This window comes from Arthrobacter wenxiniae (assembly GCF_013376105.1).
Lineage (GTDB): Bacteria > Actinomycetota > Actinomycetes > Actinomycetales > Micrococcaceae > Specibacter > Specibacter wenxiniae.
On the sequence record NZ_JAAMFM010000023.1, the window covers coordinates 21506 to 37993 of the forward strand.

At 68.9% G+C, this 16488-nt stretch carries 16 protein-coding genes; 7 read left to right on the forward strand and 9 right to left on the reverse strand.

Translation table 11 applies throughout. The features are described from left to right. The first annotated feature begins 31 nt into the window (after positions 1 to 31). Genes G6034_RS14030 through G6034_RS14040 form a run of 3 tightly spaced genes read left to right on the forward strand, consistent with a single transcriptional unit; the run spans position 32 to position 1809 of the window. The gene (locus tag G6034_RS14030; protein WP_176635728.1) at positions 32 to 217 is read left to right on the forward strand and encodes a hypothetical protein; all 186 of its coding nucleotides are present in this window, start codon (positions 32 to 34) and stop codon (positions 215 to 217) included. Continuing rightward, positions 214 to 870 (forward strand): peptide deformylase, encoded by a 657-nt coding sequence (locus G6034_RS14035; RefSeq protein WP_343038066.1) that lies wholly within the window; start codon positions 214 to 216, stop codon positions 868 to 870. The genes G6034_RS14030 and G6034_RS14035 overlap by 4 nt, the downstream gene beginning before the upstream one ends. A gap of 39 nt (positions 871 to 909) precedes the next feature. Continuing rightward, positions 910 to 1809, forward strand: coding sequence for a methyltransferase domain-containing protein (locus G6034_RS14040; protein WP_176635729.1), 900 nt, complete (start codon positions 910 to 912; stop codon positions 1807 to 1809). A gap of 32 nt (positions 1810 to 1841) precedes the next feature. Here G6034_RS14040 and yczE read toward each other — a convergent pair whose 3' ends face one another. Next, a complete protein-coding gene (gene yczE / locus G6034_RS14045; protein ID WP_218063926.1) occupies positions 1842 to 2549 on the reverse strand; it encodes a membrane protein YczE in 708 nt (235 codons plus the stop codon). Positions 2550 to 2608: 59 nt separating this feature from the next. Here yczE and yczR point away from each other — a divergent pair, with 59 nt between their 5' ends. From yczR to G6034_RS14065, 4 genes are all read left to right on the forward strand, one after another. Continuing rightward, positions 2609 to 4018, forward strand: coding sequence for a MocR-like transcription factor YczR (yczR, locus tag G6034_RS14050; protein ID WP_176635730.1), 1410 nt, complete (start codon positions 2609 to 2611; stop codon positions 4016 to 4018). 63 nt (positions 4019 to 4081) lie between these two features. Further along, a complete protein-coding gene (locus G6034_RS14055) occupies positions 4082 to 4567 on the forward strand; it encodes an NfeD family protein (RefSeq protein WP_176635731.1) in 486 nt (161 codons plus the stop codon). Positions 4568 to 4658: 91 nt separating this feature from the next. Continuing rightward, complete coding sequence (locus tag G6034_RS14060; RefSeq protein ID WP_176635732.1) at positions 4659 to 5594, forward strand: SPFH domain-containing protein; 936 nt, start codon at positions 4659 to 4661, stop codon at positions 5592 to 5594. A 271-nt stretch (positions 5595 to 5865) separates the two neighbouring features. After that, positions 5866 to 6207 (forward strand): RNA polymerase-binding protein RbpA, encoded by a 342-nt coding sequence (locus G6034_RS14065; RefSeq protein WP_110501781.1) that lies wholly within the window; start codon positions 5866 to 5868, stop codon positions 6205 to 6207. Positions 6208 to 6269: 62 nt separating this feature from the next. Here the strand turns inward: G6034_RS14065 and G6034_RS14070 are convergent, their stop codons facing one another. The 8 genes from G6034_RS14070 to G6034_RS14105 form a co-directional block, all read right to left on the reverse strand. Beyond that, positions 6270 to 7004: a polyprenol monophosphomannose synthase gene (locus tag G6034_RS14070; protein ID WP_176635733.1), complete on the reverse strand. Its 735-nt coding sequence runs from the start codon at positions 7002 to 7004 to the stop codon at positions 6270 to 6272. Between the two features lie 558 nt (positions 7005 to 7562). Further along, positions 7563 to 9200, reverse strand: coding sequence for an amidohydrolase (locus G6034_RS14075; RefSeq protein ID WP_176635734.1), 1638 nt, complete (start codon positions 9198 to 9200; stop codon positions 7563 to 7565). Positions 9201 to 9292: 92 nt separating this feature from the next. After that, positions 9293 to 12163 carry a DEAD/DEAH box helicase gene (locus tag G6034_RS14080; protein WP_176635735.1) on the reverse strand — a complete coding sequence of 957 codons (2871 nt, stop codon included), beginning with the start codon at positions 12161 to 12163 and terminating at the stop codon, positions 9293 to 9295. A 53-nt stretch (positions 12164 to 12216) separates the two neighbouring features. Continuing rightward, entirely contained in the window at positions 12217 to 13011 is a 795-nt protein-coding gene (gene tatC, locus G6034_RS14085; RefSeq protein ID WP_176635773.1) for a twin-arginine translocase subunit TatC, read from the reverse strand. A gap of 59 nt (positions 13012 to 13070) precedes the next feature. Beyond that, entirely contained in the window at positions 13071 to 13349 is a 279-nt protein-coding gene (gene tatA, locus G6034_RS14090) for a Sec-independent protein translocase subunit TatA (protein ID WP_176635736.1), read from the reverse strand. A gap of 22 nt (positions 13350 to 13371) precedes the next feature. Beyond that, positions 13372 to 13704, reverse strand: a complete 333-nt coding sequence (locus G6034_RS14095) for a hypothetical protein (protein WP_343038067.1) — start codon at positions 13702 to 13704, stop codon at positions 13372 to 13374. A 48-nt stretch (positions 13705 to 13752) separates the two neighbouring features. Beyond that, the gene (locus G6034_RS14100) at positions 13753 to 15879 is read right to left on the reverse strand and encodes a WYL domain-containing protein (protein ID WP_176635738.1); all 2127 of its coding nucleotides are present in this window, start codon (positions 15877 to 15879) and stop codon (positions 13753 to 13755) included. Between the two features lie 192 nt (positions 15880 to 16071). After that, on the reverse strand, positions 16072 to 16467 hold the full coding sequence (locus G6034_RS14105; protein ID WP_176635739.1) for an FKBP-type peptidyl-prolyl cis-trans isomerase: 396 nt from the start codon (positions 16465 to 16467) through the stop codon (positions 16072 to 16074). Positions 16468 to 16488: the final 21 nt, after the last annotated feature.

The window sequence follows — 16488 nt, forward strand, 5'->3', positions numbered from 1 at the left end:
CAACCATTGGCAACAACGCAGGGAGCACGCCGTGAAGTTCGTTCTGGAAGTTGGCCTGGACGCCGTCCGGGACGCGCCCGTCGAGGAGCCGGGGCGCATTCTTCGCTACAGGGCGGGCAATGTCAGGCACTACGCACTGGAGCCCGGCTCGGGGGACACCAACATGGACAGCGCCCACACCGCCGTCGGCTTGTGGCGGATCGAGGCCGGCGCGTGAACGGGCCCGTCGCAGGCGGCCGGCAGCTGTTCACGGACGCCGATGTCCAGGCAGCCGTCGCCGCCGTCGTGGCCGAGGACGCGCTGCCCGCCATTGTCCAGGCCGGCCACCCGGTGCTGCGCGCCCAGGCGGTGCCCTTCACCGGCCAAATCCCCCACGGGCAACTGGCCCGGCTCATCGACATCATGCGCCGCACCATGCACGCGGCCCCCGGTGTCGGCCTGGCCGCACCCCAGATCGGCATCCCGCTCCAGCTCGCCGTGCTCGAGGACCGCTACGACATCCCCGAGGAAAACGCCATGGCCCGCGAGCGCCGGCCGCTGGAATTCCTGGCCATCCTCAACCCGCGCTGCACGCCCGTCGGAACGGAAACGGCATCGCACTACGAGGGCTGCCTCTCCGTGCGCGGCTGGCAGGCCGTGGTTGACCGCGCCGCCGCCGTCGACCTGAAATACGACGACGTCGACGGGCGCCCCGTGCTCCGCCGCCTCTCCGGGTGGCAGGCCAGGATCGCCCAGCACGAGACCGACCACCTTTCCGGCATCATCTACCTGGACCGTGCGCACACGCGCTCGCTGGCCTCCGACGCCGAATATGCGGCCAACTGGGCCCGGCCGGGCATCGCCGAGGCCCGGGCGGTGCTGCATTTCTGAACACGGGCATGCCCCCTCCGGTCCGCCTAGGATGAAATCATGGACAACAGCGTGCTCGACGCCCTCATCTGCCCCGTCTGTGGACTCGAATTCATGGAGGTCCTGTCCGGCGAGACGGCGCTCAAGTGCATCGACGGGCACAGCTTCGACATCGCCCGCCAGGGGTACGTGAACCTGCTCACCGGGCACGGCACCAAGTTCACCCACGACTCGGCTGCCATGGCCGCCGCCCGGGACGCCTTCCTCGCCGGCGGCCACTACCGGGAGCTGGCGGACGCGCTCGCAGCCACGGTGCGCGGCGCCCTGGACGCTGCGGGTGCCGTTGGCGTTTCGACTGGCGGGCCGGCCGGCCGGCCGGAGCCTCGTCCCCTGGTCCTCGACGCCGGCACGGGAACGGGATGGTACCTGCGGCAGCTGCTTGACCGGCTTGACGGCGCCGTCGACGCCATCGGGCTGGACATATCCAAGTTCGCCCTGCGCCGGGCCGCGCGGCGCAACGCGGCCGCCGTCAACCTGGTCTGGGACCTGTGGCAGCCGCTGCCTGTGGAAGCCGGACGGGTCGACGTGGTGCTCGTCGTCTTCGCCCCGCGCAACGCGGCGGAATTTGCCCGCGTGCTCAAGCCCTCCGGTCGGCTCGTGGTGGTGACGCCACGGCCCGGGCACCTGGCGGAGATCGCCCGGCCGGCTGGCCTGCTGGGTATCCAGCCGGACAAGGAAGCCGCCCTGGCAGCCGGGGTGGAACCGGACTTCGCCCTGGAGAGCAGCAGCCCGGTGACCATTCCCCTCCGCCTGGACCCGGACGACGTGTCCAACGTGGCGCTCATGGGGCCGGCGGGCCACCACCTGAACCAGCGGGAACTGGACCGGATGGTGGCTGCGCTGCCGGCGTGGACTGACGCCACGGCTCAATTCACCGTCTCCGTCTTCCGCCCCCGTTGAGGTCGGAGGTGTGATGTTCTCCAACGGAGGGGTCAACGGAGGGGTTGTTCGCCTTCCCCGGGACACAGGGCGGCCGCACCGGGGCGCACGGCTTCCGGTGTCGCCAGGACCACCATGCGCGCCTTGGGGGACTTGCCGTGCAGGTCGACGTGCAGCCACTTCAGCGTCACCTGGGTCAGCGGCCCCACGCCCAGCGCAAACGCCGCCGTGCCGGCGCCCACCACCCCGCCCATGAAGAATCCGACGACGACCACCGCCAGTTCGATGCTGGTGCGGATCACCCAGACCGGCCTGCCGGTGACCCGCACCAGGCCGGTCATGAGCCCGTCGCGCGGGCCCGGACCCATGCCGGCGCCAATGTAGAGCGCCGTGGCAAAGGCCAGGATGACCAGGCCCGCCGCAAAAAGCAGGACCTGGAACAGCAAGTGGCCGGCCTGCGGAATCATGGCGAGGCCCAGGTCCGCAAATGCGCCGACCAGCACGGCGTTGGCGATGGTGCCGACCCCGGGCATTTGCCTGAGCGGGATCCAGAACAGCAGGACAATCCCGCTGATGATGATGGTGCACAGCCCAAAGGAGATGCCAGTTGTCCGCGATGCGCCCTGGGCAAACACGTCCCACGGCGACGCACCGATGTTGCCGCGGATCATCAGCGAAATGGCAATGCCGTACAGGAACAGGCCCACCAGCAGGCGGGCCAGGCGGACGGGAAGGTATTGGGTGGTGAACACTCGCTGCATAGGGCAAGTTTAGCCAAACTGGACTTATGCAATAGAGCCAATTCGCCTAAGGTGGATTCATGAACAGCCTTGTTACCGGACGGCGCCTGGCCCGCGAGCTGGGCGAGTGGCGGTCCGCGGGGCCGGCCTACAGGGCGCTGGCGGACAGAATCCGGGTGCTCCTGATGGACGGCCGGCTCGCCAGCGGCACCAGGCTCCCCGCCGAACGCGAGCTCAGCGGTGCCCTCGGGCTGAGCCGCACCACTGTTGCCGCCGCCTACTCCAAGCTGCGCGACGACGGCTACCTCGCCAGCGTGCGCGGCTCCGGCAGCACGCTGGTGCTGCCCGGGCGCGAGCGCGGCGAACATTCGCTCGCCAACGGCCTGCCGCTCGATTTCACGAAGGCCATCACGCTCGCCTACCCGGGCATGGCTGCCGCCTATGCGGCCGCGCTCGAACTGCTTCCCGCGTACCTTGGCCACGACGGCTTCGACATGGTTGGCCTGCCCGACCTCCGGGAGGCCATCGCCCACAGCTATTGCGACCGCGGCCTGCCCACCTCGGCGGACCAGGTCATGGTGACCACCGGTGCCCAGCACGCCCTGAACCTGGTGACCAAGACGCTCCACTCCCCCGGCGAGCGTGTCCTGGTTGAACAGCCCACGTATCCCCACGCCCTTGACACTTTCGCATCCGTGGGCGCTCGCATCCTGTCCTTTCCGGTCAGCCAGGATGGCGGCTGGGACCTTCGCCAGGCTTCGCTGCAGCTGCGCCGGGCGGCGCCGAGCATGGCCTTCCTGATGCCCGACTTCCACAACCCGACGGGCAAGAGCATGACGATCCCGGAACGCGAGTACCTGGCGGCGGCGGCCGCGCGCGAAGGAACCGTGCTGGTGGCCGACGAGACCACGGCGCTGCTGGACATTGACCGCGGGGTCCTCCCGCCGCTGGGCTGCTTCTCCCCGGGCGCCATCACGCTGGGGTCGCTGGGCAAGATTGCGTGGGGCGGGCTGCGGATCGGCTGGATCCGCGCGCCGCGGGAGGTCCTCACCCGGATCCTGCGGGACCGTCCGGCCCAGGACCTGGGGACGCCGCTGCTGGAACAGCTCGCGGCGGCCCAGCTGGTCCACGAGCTGCCGGTGCTTGCCGACAGCCGGGGCAAGGACCTGAAAATGAGGCGGGACGTGCTCACCGGGCTGCTGGCAGAGCAGCTTCCGGACTGGAAGGTCGACGTGCCCGACGGCGGACTGTCGCTGTGGATCAACACCGGCACGGTTTCCACATCGGCCCTGGCCCTGGCCGCCCGCGCGGAGGGCCTGGGCCTGGTTCCCGGCCCGCGGTTCGGCCTGGACGGCGCCTTTGAACGGTTCCTGCGCCTGCCGTTCGGCCACGACGTCGAGCAGCTGCGCGACGCCGTCGCGATCCTGGCGCGGATTAGTTCACGGGTCGGTGCCGACCCGCTGCGGATGCCCCTGCAGGCAGTGATTTGAACGAGATATTCCCACGCATACGTAGTAGGCTGGATTGTACGTTAAGTCACAAAGGGGGACTCAATGCTTGAATGGATCAATAGTTTCGGCTGGATCATCTGGCTGACTGTGTTCCTGCTGCTTGCAGTCGCCGAAATGCTGACGCTGAACCTGTACTTCATCCTGATGTCAGTCGGCGCCCTGGCCGCCCTCGTGGCTTTCCTGTTCCACGCCGAGCTCTGGTTGCAGATTGTCATCTTCTGCGTCGTGGCGCTGGCAACCACGGTGCTGATCAGGCCGCTGGCACTGGCGCACCTGCGCCGCGGGCCCGCCGACTCGCTCTCCAACGTTGACCGTCTCATCGGGCGCCACGCGGTGGTCCTGGAGGCCGTCGGCGCCAACAGCGGGCTGGTCAAGATCGGCGGGGATGTCTGGACCGCGCGCACCCGGGGCGGCGCCGACGTTCCGGCGGGAGCGTCCGTTGAGGTGGCCGCCATCGACGGCGCAACGGCGATTGTCAGCTTCCCCAACGTGCACAAGTCAACGGGGACTGCCACCACCACCGCCTAGCGCCTTCACATCAAGGCTGCACGCTACTTACTTTCCTGTGCCACTCGGCGCACGGAACACGCATTCTGCAAGCTAGAAAAGAGGGGATTTCATGCCAGATGGAGCCGGAGCAGTAGTGTGGCTTTTCGTTGTTATTGTCCTGCTGATATTCGTCGTCATCGTCCTCGTCCGGTCCGTGCGGATCATTCCGCAGGCCCGTGCCGGCGTCGTCGAGCGGCTCGGCAAGTACCAGCGGACGCTCAACCCCGGCCTCACGGTGCTCATCCCGTTTGTGGACCGGCTGCTGCCGCTGTTGGACCTGCGCGAACAGGTGGTCTCCTTTCCGCCGCAGCCGGTGATCACCGAGGACAACCTGGTGGTTTCCATCGACACCGTGGTGTACTTCCAGGTCACCGACCCGCGGGCAGCCACCTATGAGATTGCCAACTACATCCAGGCCGTGGAACAGCTGACCACCACCACCTTGCGCAACGTGGTGGGCGGTCTGAACCTCGAAGAGGCGCTGACCTCCCGTGACCAGATCAACGGCCAGCTGCGCGGCGTCCTGGACGAGGCCACGGGCCGCTGGGGCATCCGCGTCAGCCGCGTGGAGCTCAAGGCCATTGATCCGCCCCTGTCCATCCAGGACTCCATGGAAAAGCAGATGCGCGCCGAACGTGACCGCCGCGCGGCGATCCTGACGGCCGAGGGAACCAAGCAGTCGGCCATCCTGACCGCTGAAGGCGAACGCCAGTCCTCCATCCTGAAGGCCGAGGGCGACGCCAAGGCGGCCATCCTGCGGGCCGACGGCGAGTCCCAGGCCATCCAGAAGGTCTTCGACGCCATCCACAAGGGCAATCCCACCCAGAAGCTGTTGGCCTACCAGTACCTGCAAACGCTGCCCAAGATCGCCTCCGGTTCCTCGAACAAGCTGTGGATCATTCCCAGCGAAGTCGGCGAGGCCCTGAAGGGGATCGGCAACGTCCTGGGGAACACCGTGGCCGATACCGACGACGCCGCCGACGTCACTCGCGAAGCCCTGCCGTAGGCAAGGACTCCGGACCTGGCCGCGCAGGGGCACCGCTGACGGCGGGACCCCCTGCGGCAACCGCACGGCCAAGCCCGTATAATGGGAGCTTGGCCGTGCGGCGTTGTCCCGGCCAGACCTTTCACGCCAGGCGGGCACCGCGGAACATCCGTGCCCCGCAATACGTTGAATCAAAGACGAACATGGTTTTGCCGGCCCCCTTCCAAGCGGGCCGACGGAACCACGACGCCGGTTCACCCCTGAGAACCGGCAACAACATGAGGGAGAAGTCATGAGCGATCGTAGCTTGCGCGGCATGCGCCTGGGCGCACAGAGCATGGAGACGGAGTCCGGCGTGGAGCCGGCCCCCCGCCAGCGCGTGGAATACCGCTGCGCCGACGGCGAGCAGGTGTTCGTAACGTTCTCCTCCGAGGCGGAGATCCCCCCGGTGTGGGTGTCAAAGACGGGCAAGGAGGCCCTGCTGGTCAACGGCGAAGCCCCTGACACGTCCAACGACAAGCCCGTCCGCACACACTGGGACATGCTGCTCGAGCGCCGCTCGCTTCCTGAACTGGAAACGATCCTGGCCGACCGCCTGACGATCCTGCGCGAGAAGCGCGGCGAGAAGGTCTAGCCCCCGGAAAAGCGTGAGTGCAAAAAGGACGCCCCTGGGATGATTCCCAGGGGCGTCCTTTGTCAGGAACCGGTGCGGCCCGTCAGCTTGTTCCAACGCGCGGTCAGCCCCCACCTGGTGACATTGACCATGGCCTCCTGCACAATGTTCCCGCTCATCTTGGACGCCCCGAATTCGCGTTCCACAAAGGTAATGGGGACCTCCACCACTGTCATGCCCTTTTGGCACACACGCCACAGCATGTCCACCTGGAAGCCGTAGCCCACCGAGTCCACGGCATCCAGGTCCAGCGCCTCGAGGGTGGTGCGGCGGAACGCCCGGTAGCCGCCGGTGATGTCGCGCACCGAAATGCCCAGCAGGATCCGCGAGTACAGGCTGCCGCAGGTGGAGATCAGCTTGCGGTGCAGGGGCCAATTGACCACACTGCCCCCGGGCACCCAGCGCGACCCCAGCACCAGGTCGGCGCCCTTTTCCACGGCGTCCAGGAGGAGGGGCAGCTGCTCGGGCTGGTGCGAACCGTCGGCGTCCATTTCCACCAGGACGTCATAGCCGGCGTCGAGGCCCCATGCGAACCCGGCCAGGTAGGCGGCGCCCAAGCCTTCCTTGCCCGCCCGGTGCAGGACATGCACCTGGGGGTCGTCCGCGGCGAATCCGTCTGCGAGGCGGCCCGTGCCGTCCGGGCTGTTGTCGTCTGCAATCAGCACGTCAACGTGCGGCACCGCGGCCCGCAGCCGCGCCAGGGTCTTGGGCAGGGACTCAAGCTCGTTGTACGTGGGGATGATTGTCAGGACACGCAACACAGGTGCCTTTCCGTAAAGAACTATGGTGGGGTCAATCAGCGTTGGCGCCAGCCGCCGCGGACTGCTGCCGCAGCGCAGGGGCGGACCGCGCACACTGAAGTGCATGATGCGAAGGGCGCGTGGAGCCAAAACCCCAGTATAGGTGACGGCCGGGCAGGGGCCGGTGTCCGCGGCGGGCGCCGCCGCCTGCACCGCCGGATCGGGCGCCGTGACTGCACCGCAAGGGAGGGATGAAAGAGATAAGCCCACGCGCCTTCGGGCCAAGCCGGACCGCGACTGACGGGCTGCGGCCCTGCTTGTTTTCTACTGGCGCGTGAACTTATCTCCCGAACGCCGGAAACGGTGCACTTCCAGCAACACTGGCCAGTGCCGGTTCCGGCTGGGACGCCCTTGTCGGGCTTGTCCGCTTCAATACAAGCTAATTCCCCCCACAGCCGCTGTCAACACGGCCCTGACCTGCACCGATGCGTGTCGCTGCAGGTCAGGGCGGTGTGCCGCGGCCGGGGAAAATTCCTGCACGGCGGCGTGTCGCGGCCGTGCCGGGTGTGGCGGAAATCACGGGAAATCCGGTGCCGCAAAGAGCTCGCGCCCGCGGTGCACGGTTTGCAGGCAGCGCGGGTCGTTGCCCGTGTCCAGGGCCGGCAGCAGGGGCGTGCCGGCCCGCGGGTCGGTGGACCAGGACTGGACCCGCTCGTCCGCCACCTGGACCATGAGCTGGTCAATCTCCCAGACGGCAAAGCTGGCCGGGGCGCCGGGGGCCAGCTGCCCCAGCATGGGGTCGGCTCCGCGCGCGGCGCGCCAGCCGGCACGTGTGTGGCCGATGAAGGCGGCACGGGCCGAGATGCGTTCCCCGGGCTGGCGGTGGTTCAAGGCGGCGCGCACGCTGGCCCAGGGGCTGAGCGGGGTCACGGGGGCGTCGGAACCAAAGCAGACGGGCACGCCGGCCGCGTAAAACTTGGCCACGGGGTTCAGCGTGGCTGCCCGCGCGGCGCCCAGGCGGCGGGCGTACATGCCCGCTCCCCCACCCCACAGGGCATCGAAGGCAGGCTGTATGGAAACCGTGACGGCGTGCCGCGCGAGCACCTCCATCGCCCCGGCGTCCACCATTTCAGCGTGTTCAAAACGGTGTCCGGCAGCGCGGACCTTGTCCAGTCCCACCCGCTCAGCCGCCTTCACCAGGCCTTCGCAGGCGATGGCCATGGCGCCGTCGCCAATGATGTGGAACCCGCCCGGGATGCCAAGCTCGGAGGTGGCGGCCAGGTGGTCGGCGACCTGGCCGGCGTCCAGATACGCCCGGCCGTGGCTGCCGGCCGCGCCGGCCGGCAGGTCGGCATAGGGTTCGCGCAGGAGGGCCGAGCGTGAGCCCAGCGATCCGTCGATGTTCAAGTCGCCGGCCAGCCCCAGGACGGGCGTGCCCAGCGACGCCAGCAGCTCCCGGGCCTCCTCGACGCCGGACACCGCCTGCCCCCAGTAGGGCAGGACCTCCGGCAGGGCCGCGGGTGCGTCGGCGGCCGTCAGGGCGGCCAGGGAGGCCAGGTCGGCGGGCGAGCCCACGTGCGGGGCCGCCATCTCCGCGAGGGCAACGTAGCCGTTGGCGGCGGCGTGCCGCAGGGCGCGTTCCTGCGCCAGACGCCGTGCGCCGTCGTCGAGCGTTCGGGTGGCATCACGCGCCGCCGCGTGGGCGTCCCCGGACACCAGGGCGCCGCCGTCCCAGCCTGAGAGGCCGGCCAGCTTGCAGCGCCGGGCGAGGGCGGGGGAAACAAGTCCGGAGTGGACGTCCACCCGCGCCAGGTAGACCTCGCGCCCGCCGGCGGCCCGGTCGAGCTCCGCGGCGGACAGTGGTCGCGCCTCTGCCCAGTTGGAGTCGTCCCAGCCATGGCCGAGCACCATGCCCGCGCCCCCTGCCGCGGCGGCGGCCACCAGGTCCAGGGCCTGCGCCACGGAACGGGCTCCGGAGAGGTCCACGGAGTCCAGGGCCAGGCCCGTTTCGGTGACGTGGACGTGGGAGTCCACAAATCCCGGCGTGATGAGCGTGCCGTCCAGGTCCACGAGCCGCATGCGCGCATCCAGAAGCGACGACGCGGCATGCTCGGAGCCGACCCACGCCACGGTGTCCCCGTCCACCAGCATGGCCGTGGCGAACGGGTCGGCGGCGCTGTAGACGGAGCCGTTGCGGTACATGGTCAGTGACATGGGGAAGGTGGACCTTTCAAGGGCGGCGTCCCGGCAGGGCCGGAACCGGGCATCAACGGGCGGGACAAATGGCGGGAGCGGGGGTGGCGGCGCTAGTCAACCACGGAAGTGTAGGCCACCACGCCGCGGCGCACCAGCCCGATGGCTTCACTGCACAACCGGGAAAAGCCCCGCTCCATTCCCGGCACCTTGGCGAGCTGGTCCAGGAGGTCAACCACCTGCTTGGTCCAGCGCACAAAGTCGCCGGCAGCCAGCTCGGTGCCCTTGAGCGTCTCCTGCAGGCCGCGCCCCCTGGCCCATTTGTACATTGGCCACACCAGCCCCAGCTCCGGCTCCCCCGTGAGCGGCAGCCGGTGGGTTTCCTCAGCGTCCTCCAGGACGGACCACAGCCGCACCACGGCTTCCACGGAGGTCTCCAGGCTGACGCTGGGCATCCTGGGCCGGGCACCGCCGTCGTCCCGCTTGGCCGCGAACACCACGGTGGTGGCGAAGGCGGCCAGCTCGGCGGCGTCGAGGTCGCCAAACGCGCCCTCGCGCAGCGCCAGGGCAATGAGCAGGTCCTTCTCGCCGTACACGCGCCGCAGCCGCTGGCCGTCGGCGCTGGGACGCAGCTCGCCGGCGTCGTCCGTCTCCACGAAACCGTATGCGGCAAGCAGGTCCGTGACGCGGTCAAAGGTCTTGGCAATGGTGTTGGTGCGCTGTTGGATGGCACGGACCAGGGCATCCGTCTCCCGGCGCAGCTTCCACCACCGCTCGGACCACCGCGCGTGGTCCTCCCGGTCCGGGCAGCCGTGGCAGGGATGTGCGCGCAGGGCGCGGCGCAGGGTGTCGATGGCCTCGTCCTCGCTGCGGGCGGAATCCTGGAGGGTGAACGTGGCGCTGCGGTCGGGCCGGCGTGCGCCGCCGTCGGCCACGGCGTCGAGGACCTGCTGGGCCAGGTTCCGCCGGTCCTTGGGCACCTTGGGGTTGAACCCCTTGCCGATGCGCACCCGTGCCAGCGGCAGGGCGGGGCCATCCAGCTCGTGGATGCCCAGGCGGCGCAGTTCCTTGTTGGCCGTGAGGATGCCGGGCCGCGGTTCGCGCGCGTGCGGATCGGCCTCAAGGACGACGGCGGGGCCCGGGTTCCTGCCGGCCGGCACCATGATCACGTCCCCCTGGCGCAACGTGGCCAGGGACTCCGCCACGCGGGCGCGGCGCTGCTTCGCCTTGGTCCGGGACGCCCCTGATTCGTGGTCGGTGAGCTCCCGGCGCAGCCTGGCGTACTCCGTGAAATCGCCCAAGTGGCAGCTCATGGCCTTTTCATACCCGGCGAGCGACTCCTCGCGGCTCCTGACCTGCCGGGCCAGGTCCACCACGGACCGGTCCGCCTGGAACTGGGCGAAGGACGACTCCAGGATGTCCCTGGTGCGGCGGCGGCCAAACTGGGCCACCAAGTTGATGCTCATGTTGTAGGTGGGGCGGAAACTGGAGTTGAGCGGGTAGCTGCGCCGTGACGCGAGCCCTGCCACGGCGGTGGGGTCCGTGCCAGGCTGCCACAGGACCACGGCGTGGCCCTCCACGTCGATCCCCCGACGCCCGGCCCGTCCGGTGAGCTGGGTGTACTCCCCCGCCGTGACGCCCACATGTGCCTCGCCGTTGAACTTTTCCAGTTTCTCCAGCACCACCGTGCGGGCGGGCATGTTGATGCCCAGGGCCAGGGTCTCGGTGGCAAACACCGCCCGGACCAGGCCGTCGGCGAAGAGGGACTCCACCACTTCCTTGAAGGTGGGCAGCATGCCGGCGTGGTGGCCCGCGAGCCCCCGCAGCAGGCCGTCGCGCCAGCCCCAGTAGCCCAGGACCTCGCGGTCCGAGTCGGGGAGCTCGGCGCAGGCCGCGTCCACGCGGTCCGCGATCTCCGCCCGCTCCGCCGGCGTGGTCAGCCACAGGCCGGCCGCGGCGCACTGCTGGACGGCCGCGTCGCAGGCGGCGCGGGAAAAGATGAAGGTGATGGCCGGGAGCAGGTCCTTAGCATCCAGCGCCCGGATCACCTGCGGGCGCGAGGCACGCTTGACCAGGGCCGCGTCGTTCGCGACGCCGGGGGGCCCGTTCCTGCGGTCGCGGCCGTCGCGGCGGTCGCGCCGGCCCGGCCGCGCGCCATGGCCGCCGCGGTGCTGGTGCCCGGATTCGACGCGTGCCAGTTTGAGCAGCTCGGGGTTGACCTTGAAGCGGCCGGCGGCGGTGCCGTCGGAGCCCGGCTCAAGCTCCGCCGCGATCTCGTCAAAGGACTTTTTGGTGGCGAAAAGGTCCACGATCTCACGCTGGACCATGACGTGCTGCCACAAGGGAACGGGCCGGTGCTCGGAGACCACCACAGCGGTGTCCCCGCGGACGGTCCCCAGCCAGGCGCCGAACTCCTCCGCGTTGGAGACGGTGGCGCTCAGCGACACCACGGACACCTCGGTGGGCAGGTGGATGATCACTTCCTCCCACACGGCGCCACGAAACCTGTCCGCCAGGTAGTGGACCTCGTCCATGACCACATACGCCAGCCCGGACAGGGTGTCCGAGTCCGCGTACAGCATGTTGCGCAGCACCTCGGTGGTCATGACGACCACCGGTGCCTCGGAATTGATGCTGGTGTCCCCGGTCAGCAGCCCCACATTTTCGGCCCCGTGCCTGCGGGCCAGTTCCTGGTACTTTTGGTTGCTCAGGGCCTTGATGGGCGTCGTGTAGAACGCCTTGTTGCCGCGGGCCAGCGCCAGGTGGACGGCAAACTCGCCCACAATGGTCTTGCCCGCGCCGGTCGGGGCCGCAACCAGGACGCCGCGGCCGGCCACCAGGGCCCGGCAGGCGGTGATTTGAAAGTCGTCGAGCTCGAAGTCAAAGCCCCGCTTGAACGCCCCGAACTCGGTGCCGGCGTCCGCCGAGTTCCGCTTTGCCGCCGCATGGCGTTGGGCGGGGCTTGCTGCTTGGTTCATCGGCATGGTTCCAGCCTATGCCAGCCGGGGAACCGGCCAGGACACGGGCGGCACGCAGCCTAGCTTCCGCCGAGTTCGGAGAGCGGCGTGGCCGAGTCGGCGGTCTCTTCCGTCTCCTTGGCCATCTTGGCGGCACGGCGGTCGCGGCGCTTGTCGTTGAGCATGCACAACCCGATCGCCCCGAAGTACAGCACCAACAGCGGAATGGCCAGGAAAAACATGGACATGACGTCCGATCCTGGGGCGGCCATGGCTGAAACGATGGTGACGCCCAGGATGGTGAAGCGCCATGCCTTGAGATAGGTTGAGCCGCGGACCAGGCCTATCGCGTTCAGCGCGAAGAGCAGCACGGGCACCAGAAAGGCCACGCCCATGAAGATCATCAGCTGCAGCGCGAACCTCAGGTAGTCCAGCGCATCCATGATGTTGGAGCCGCCGGGGGGCGTGAAGGACGTCATGGCGCGCACGATGTTGGGCCAGATGAGCCAACCCGCGTAGATCCCGGCCAGGAACAGGGGCACCGAGGCGGCCAGGTACGACAGCGTGTAGCGCCGTTCCTTTTTGGTCAGACCGGGGGTGATGAACGCCCACAGCTGGTAGATCCACACCGGCGAGGCGATGACCAGGCCAAGGATCAAGGAAATCTGCAGCTTCAGGTCAAATGACGTTGTCACTCCGGTAAAGTTCAGGGACGCACTGATGTCCCTGGTCTTTTGGATCTCCACCAACGGCGCCGTAAGTCCCGCAAGCAGCGGTTCGTAAATGATCCAGCCGACGACGATGCCCGGAATCATGGCCAGGGCGCTCTTGAACAGGCGGTTTCGGGCCTCGACCAGGTGTTCCTTGAGCGGCATCCGGCCTTCGGGATTGGCCTTGCGGCCTTTCGAGGCGTTCACCGGCGGTGCCGCAGTTTCTATGACTGGGCGCCGGTACCGGTGCCGGTACCGTCGCCCGGCGTGCTGCCCGGCTGAGCCGGGTTGTTGACGATCTTGCCTTCAACGGGGGCCTCGGGGGCCGGGGCAGGCTTGTCTTCCCTGCCGTCGTTCTTCATTTCCTTGACCTCGGACTTGATGATCCGCATGGACTGGCCCAGGCTGCGCGCCATTCCCGGCAGTTTCGGGGCGGCAAACAACAGCACCACGACAATGATGAGGACAATGATTACAGCCGGGTTCTCGAAAATTCTTCCCACGGTTAACGCCTTTCCTTTTGGTTCATCCTACGTCTTCAAGGGCTTTGATGTCGCGCAAGGATTGGAGCTGTCCGCGTTCTTTCCTGCGGGCGACGCGCCGCTGGAGCCGGGCAATTCGCCTGTCCTCCTTGGACGCTAGGTAATCATCCTTCATTTGTTCGGGCGTTGCAAAGACCGCCGCGCCCGCAACCGCGGGACGCGATTGCGCAGCCTGCGCCTCCGTGGCGGACTGGACCTGCCGCGCCCAGTGGGCGCCCAGTTCATCCCCCACTGCCGTCACGGCATGCAGGGTTTTCAGCCCGTCCCGCCATACTTTCAGACCCAGCAGGACAGCGAAGAGCAGGGCCAGCGCCACCAGCGCAACCCAAATCAAGATCCATGACCACCAAGGCATGTATTCAGTCTATCGATTCACGTTGGGTGTTCGCGGTGCGCTTTCGCCCACAGCGTGATCTGGTTCATACGCGGCGATTGCCGCGGCCAGCCAGGCGGACACGTGGCGGCGCACCGAATGCGGCGCCAGCACGCGCGCGCGCCCCGCCAGCCTGGCCATGAGCGGAGGCACGGTGGAGGTCTCGCCGACGAGTATCCGCAGGCCCAGCAGGCCCGCCTGGCCGGCCCCGGGCTCGTGGAGCACGCCGTCGTAGGCGGGGGCAAGGCGGCGGGCCGTGCCAGCGTCGGCCAGCAGGGAAATTTCCGTGTCCCCGGCACCCGGCGTGTAGGCGCTGGGCGGCACGGATGCATTGCCTCCCGCCTCGTGCTCCTGCGGGCCCGCGGGGTCCAGCGAACGGATGTGGTCCACGCGGAAGCTGCGCAGTTCCCGTGCGCTGCGGCACCAGGCACGCACGTACCAGGTGGAATCGATGGAGAAGATGCGGCGCGGCTCGATGGTCCGTTCGCTGAGTTCGTCGCGGCTGCGCACCAGGTAGGTGATGTGCGCGGCCGTGCGGTCGTGAATCATGGCCTGCAGCGCCGCGATGGTTTCCAGCGCCGGCCCGTCGACCAGCGCCAGGGCGACGGCGTCCGCCAGCCAGGCGTCCGGGCCCGCTGCCCGCTTCACGGCGTCCAGGGCGGTCCGGAGGGAGCGGGCCTCGGCGCTGCCTGAGACGGCGGTCAGGGCATCCAGCCCCACCAGGAGCGCGCAGGCCTCCTCCTGGGTCAGGCGCAGCGGCGCGGACAGGGTCTCGGCGTCGCGGATGAAGACCTGGCCGCGCTCGGTGAACACGTCCATGAGGTCGCCGTGCAGGTAACCCGGAAGTCCGGTGACGCTGAGGGTTTCCAGGTCCCGGGCCAGCTGGTCCGGGGCCAGGTGGAATTCTTCGGCCAGCTCGGACTCCGGGATGCCGGGGTTGGCCACGAGGAACGGCGCCATCGAAAGCAGCCGCAGGAGCCGCTCGCGGGAGTCGGTCCGCTTGCCCGGGCCCCGCCGCAGCGCGGCGCCGAGACCCTCCGGGCCGGGACCGTCCGGGGACGGCACCGGAAGCGGGGTGCCGCCGCGCCCGGCAGGGTCGGCGTCTGCTGCGCCGACGGCACCCGCAGCGCCGGCGGCCGCCTGGAGCCTGGCCAGCACAGCTCGGCGCAGGGTGCCCGGCTCACGGACCACGGCCTGCGCGCCAAGCGAGGCGAGGTCGTCGGCCATCAATTCCGGTTCACGGTAGCTGACGGAGAGGAGCTCCGTTCCCGTCCGGGTGCCGGCGCCTGCCACCGCGGCGCCTTCGCGGCTGCGCAGGAAGTGGGCGCCGCCAACGGGCACCTCCACGAGTGCTGTCTCAGCCTGCCCGCTGCCCAGGCCTTGGAGGACCTGTGCAATCGAGAAGCCCTCCGGGCGTTCAAAGTGGCCGCTGCCGTCAATCTGCACCTCGGAACAGATGCGGGACAGCCGGAAGTTCCTTGCGGCGCCGCGGTCCACGTCCAGGCCGGCCAGGTACCACTGGCCGTATTTGCTGCCCAGGCCCCATGGCTGGACGGTCCGGACCGAGTTTTCGGCGGTACCGGCGCCACGGTAGTCAAAAGTGACGGCGTGGCCTTCGCGCAATGCCGTCCACAGGGGCTCGAAGGCCGGTTCCAGGGTGCGGATCCGGGACTGGACAGTGGTGTCGTCGTCGTACCAGCCCAGCCCGGCGCGGGTGGCAACCTTGCGCAGGGCGGACTGGGCGGCTTCACTGAACGCGGCCCCGCTCCACATGTTTGCGGCCACCGCGAGCATCATCATGGCCGGTTCGTCGAGGCGGACCTCGGGGACTCCGTAGTCGGCCGGGTCGATGCGGTACAGCGTCTGTTCGTGGTCATCGTCGTCAAAGCTGGTGGTGGTCTTGATGGGGATGCCCACCTGACGCAGCGTGTCCTTGTCCCGCTCGAACATCCGCTCGAAGGCCACCTCCAGCCTGGCCTCCTCCGCGGCGGTCGGCGCGGCCGCGGCGTAGCCGTTCACATGGTCGCGGATGAATTTGCGGCTGCGCCCGCGGCGGCTGCCCAGTAGGGCAATGACCAGGTTCAGCAGGCGTTCCACCGCATCGATTTTCTTTGGCACCCCACCAGACTACTTGCTGGCGGCCCGCCCCCGCGGGCACGGGCGGGGTGCCGCCCTACCGCGCCAACAACAAGGCGGGCCCCCAGAATCAACCTGGGGGCCCGGAGTCGTGCTCAACACATGCCGGAAGCCATGGGTCCACAACAGCGGGGGACGCGCCGCGAGCTTGCGGGCGGTGGGAGCTGTTGGGGGTCAGCGCACGCCCACGAGGTCCACCACGAAGATGAGGGCCTCGTTGGGGCCGATGGCTCCGCCGGCGCCGCGCGAGCCGTAGGCCAGTTCGGAGGGGATCTCCAGGCGGCGGCGTCCGCCCACCTTCATCCCGATCAGGCCCTGGTCCCAGCCCTGGATGACCTGGCCCACTCCGGCCCGGAACTCCAGCGGCGTGCCGCGGCCCCAGGAGGAGTCAAATTCCTCGCCGGAGGAAAAGGCGACGCCCACGTAGTGCGTGGAGACGGTGCTGCCGGGCACCGCTTCGGTGCCGGAACCTTCGATGATGTCCTCGATCACGAGTACCGTGGGGACCTCGTGATTCGGAAAGTCGATTTCGGGCTTGGTGCGGTCGAAGTCGCGGGTGCCAAATGACATGGTGCTCCTTGGGGTAGGTGG

Bases quoted from the DNA above. Each gene is read 5' to 3' on its own strand.
- G6034_RS14065 (WP_110501781.1), top strand. From the start codon at position 5,866: ATGAGCGATCGTAGCTTGCGCGGCATGCGCCTGGGCGCACAGAGCATG.
- G6034_RS14060 (WP_176635732.1), top strand. From the start codon at position 4,659: ATGCCAGATGGAGCCGGAGCAGTAGTGTGGCTTTTCGTTGTTATTGTC.
- G6034_RS14040 (WP_176635729.1), top strand. From the start codon at position 910: ATGGACAACAGCGTGCTCGACGCCCTCATCTGCCCCGTCTGTGGACTC.
- G6034_RS14075 (WP_176635734.1), bottom strand. From the start codon at position 9,200: ATGTCACTGACCATGTACCGCAACGGCTCCGTCTACAGCGCCGCCGAC.
- yczE (WP_218063926.1), bottom strand. From the start codon at position 2,549: ATGCAGCGAGTGTTCACCACCCAATACCTTCCCGTCCGCCTGGCCCGC.
- G6034_RS14105 (WP_176635739.1), bottom strand. From the start codon at position 16,467: ATGTCATTTGGCACCCGCGACTTCGACCGCACCAAGCCCGAAATCGAC.
- tatC (WP_176635773.1), bottom strand. From the start codon at position 13,011: ATGCCGCTCAAGGAACACCTGGTCGAGGCCCGAAACCGCCTGTTCAAG.
- G6034_RS14055 (WP_176635731.1), top strand. From the start codon at position 4,082: ATGCTTGAATGGATCAATAGTTTCGGCTGGATCATCTGGCTGACTGTG.
- yczR (WP_176635730.1), top strand. From the start codon at position 2,609: ATGAACAGCCTTGTTACCGGACGGCGCCTGGCCCGCGAGCTGGGCGAG.
- G6034_RS14080 (WP_176635735.1), bottom strand. From the start codon at position 12,163: ATGCCGATGAACCAAGCAGCAAGCCCCGCCCAACGCCATGCGGCGGCA.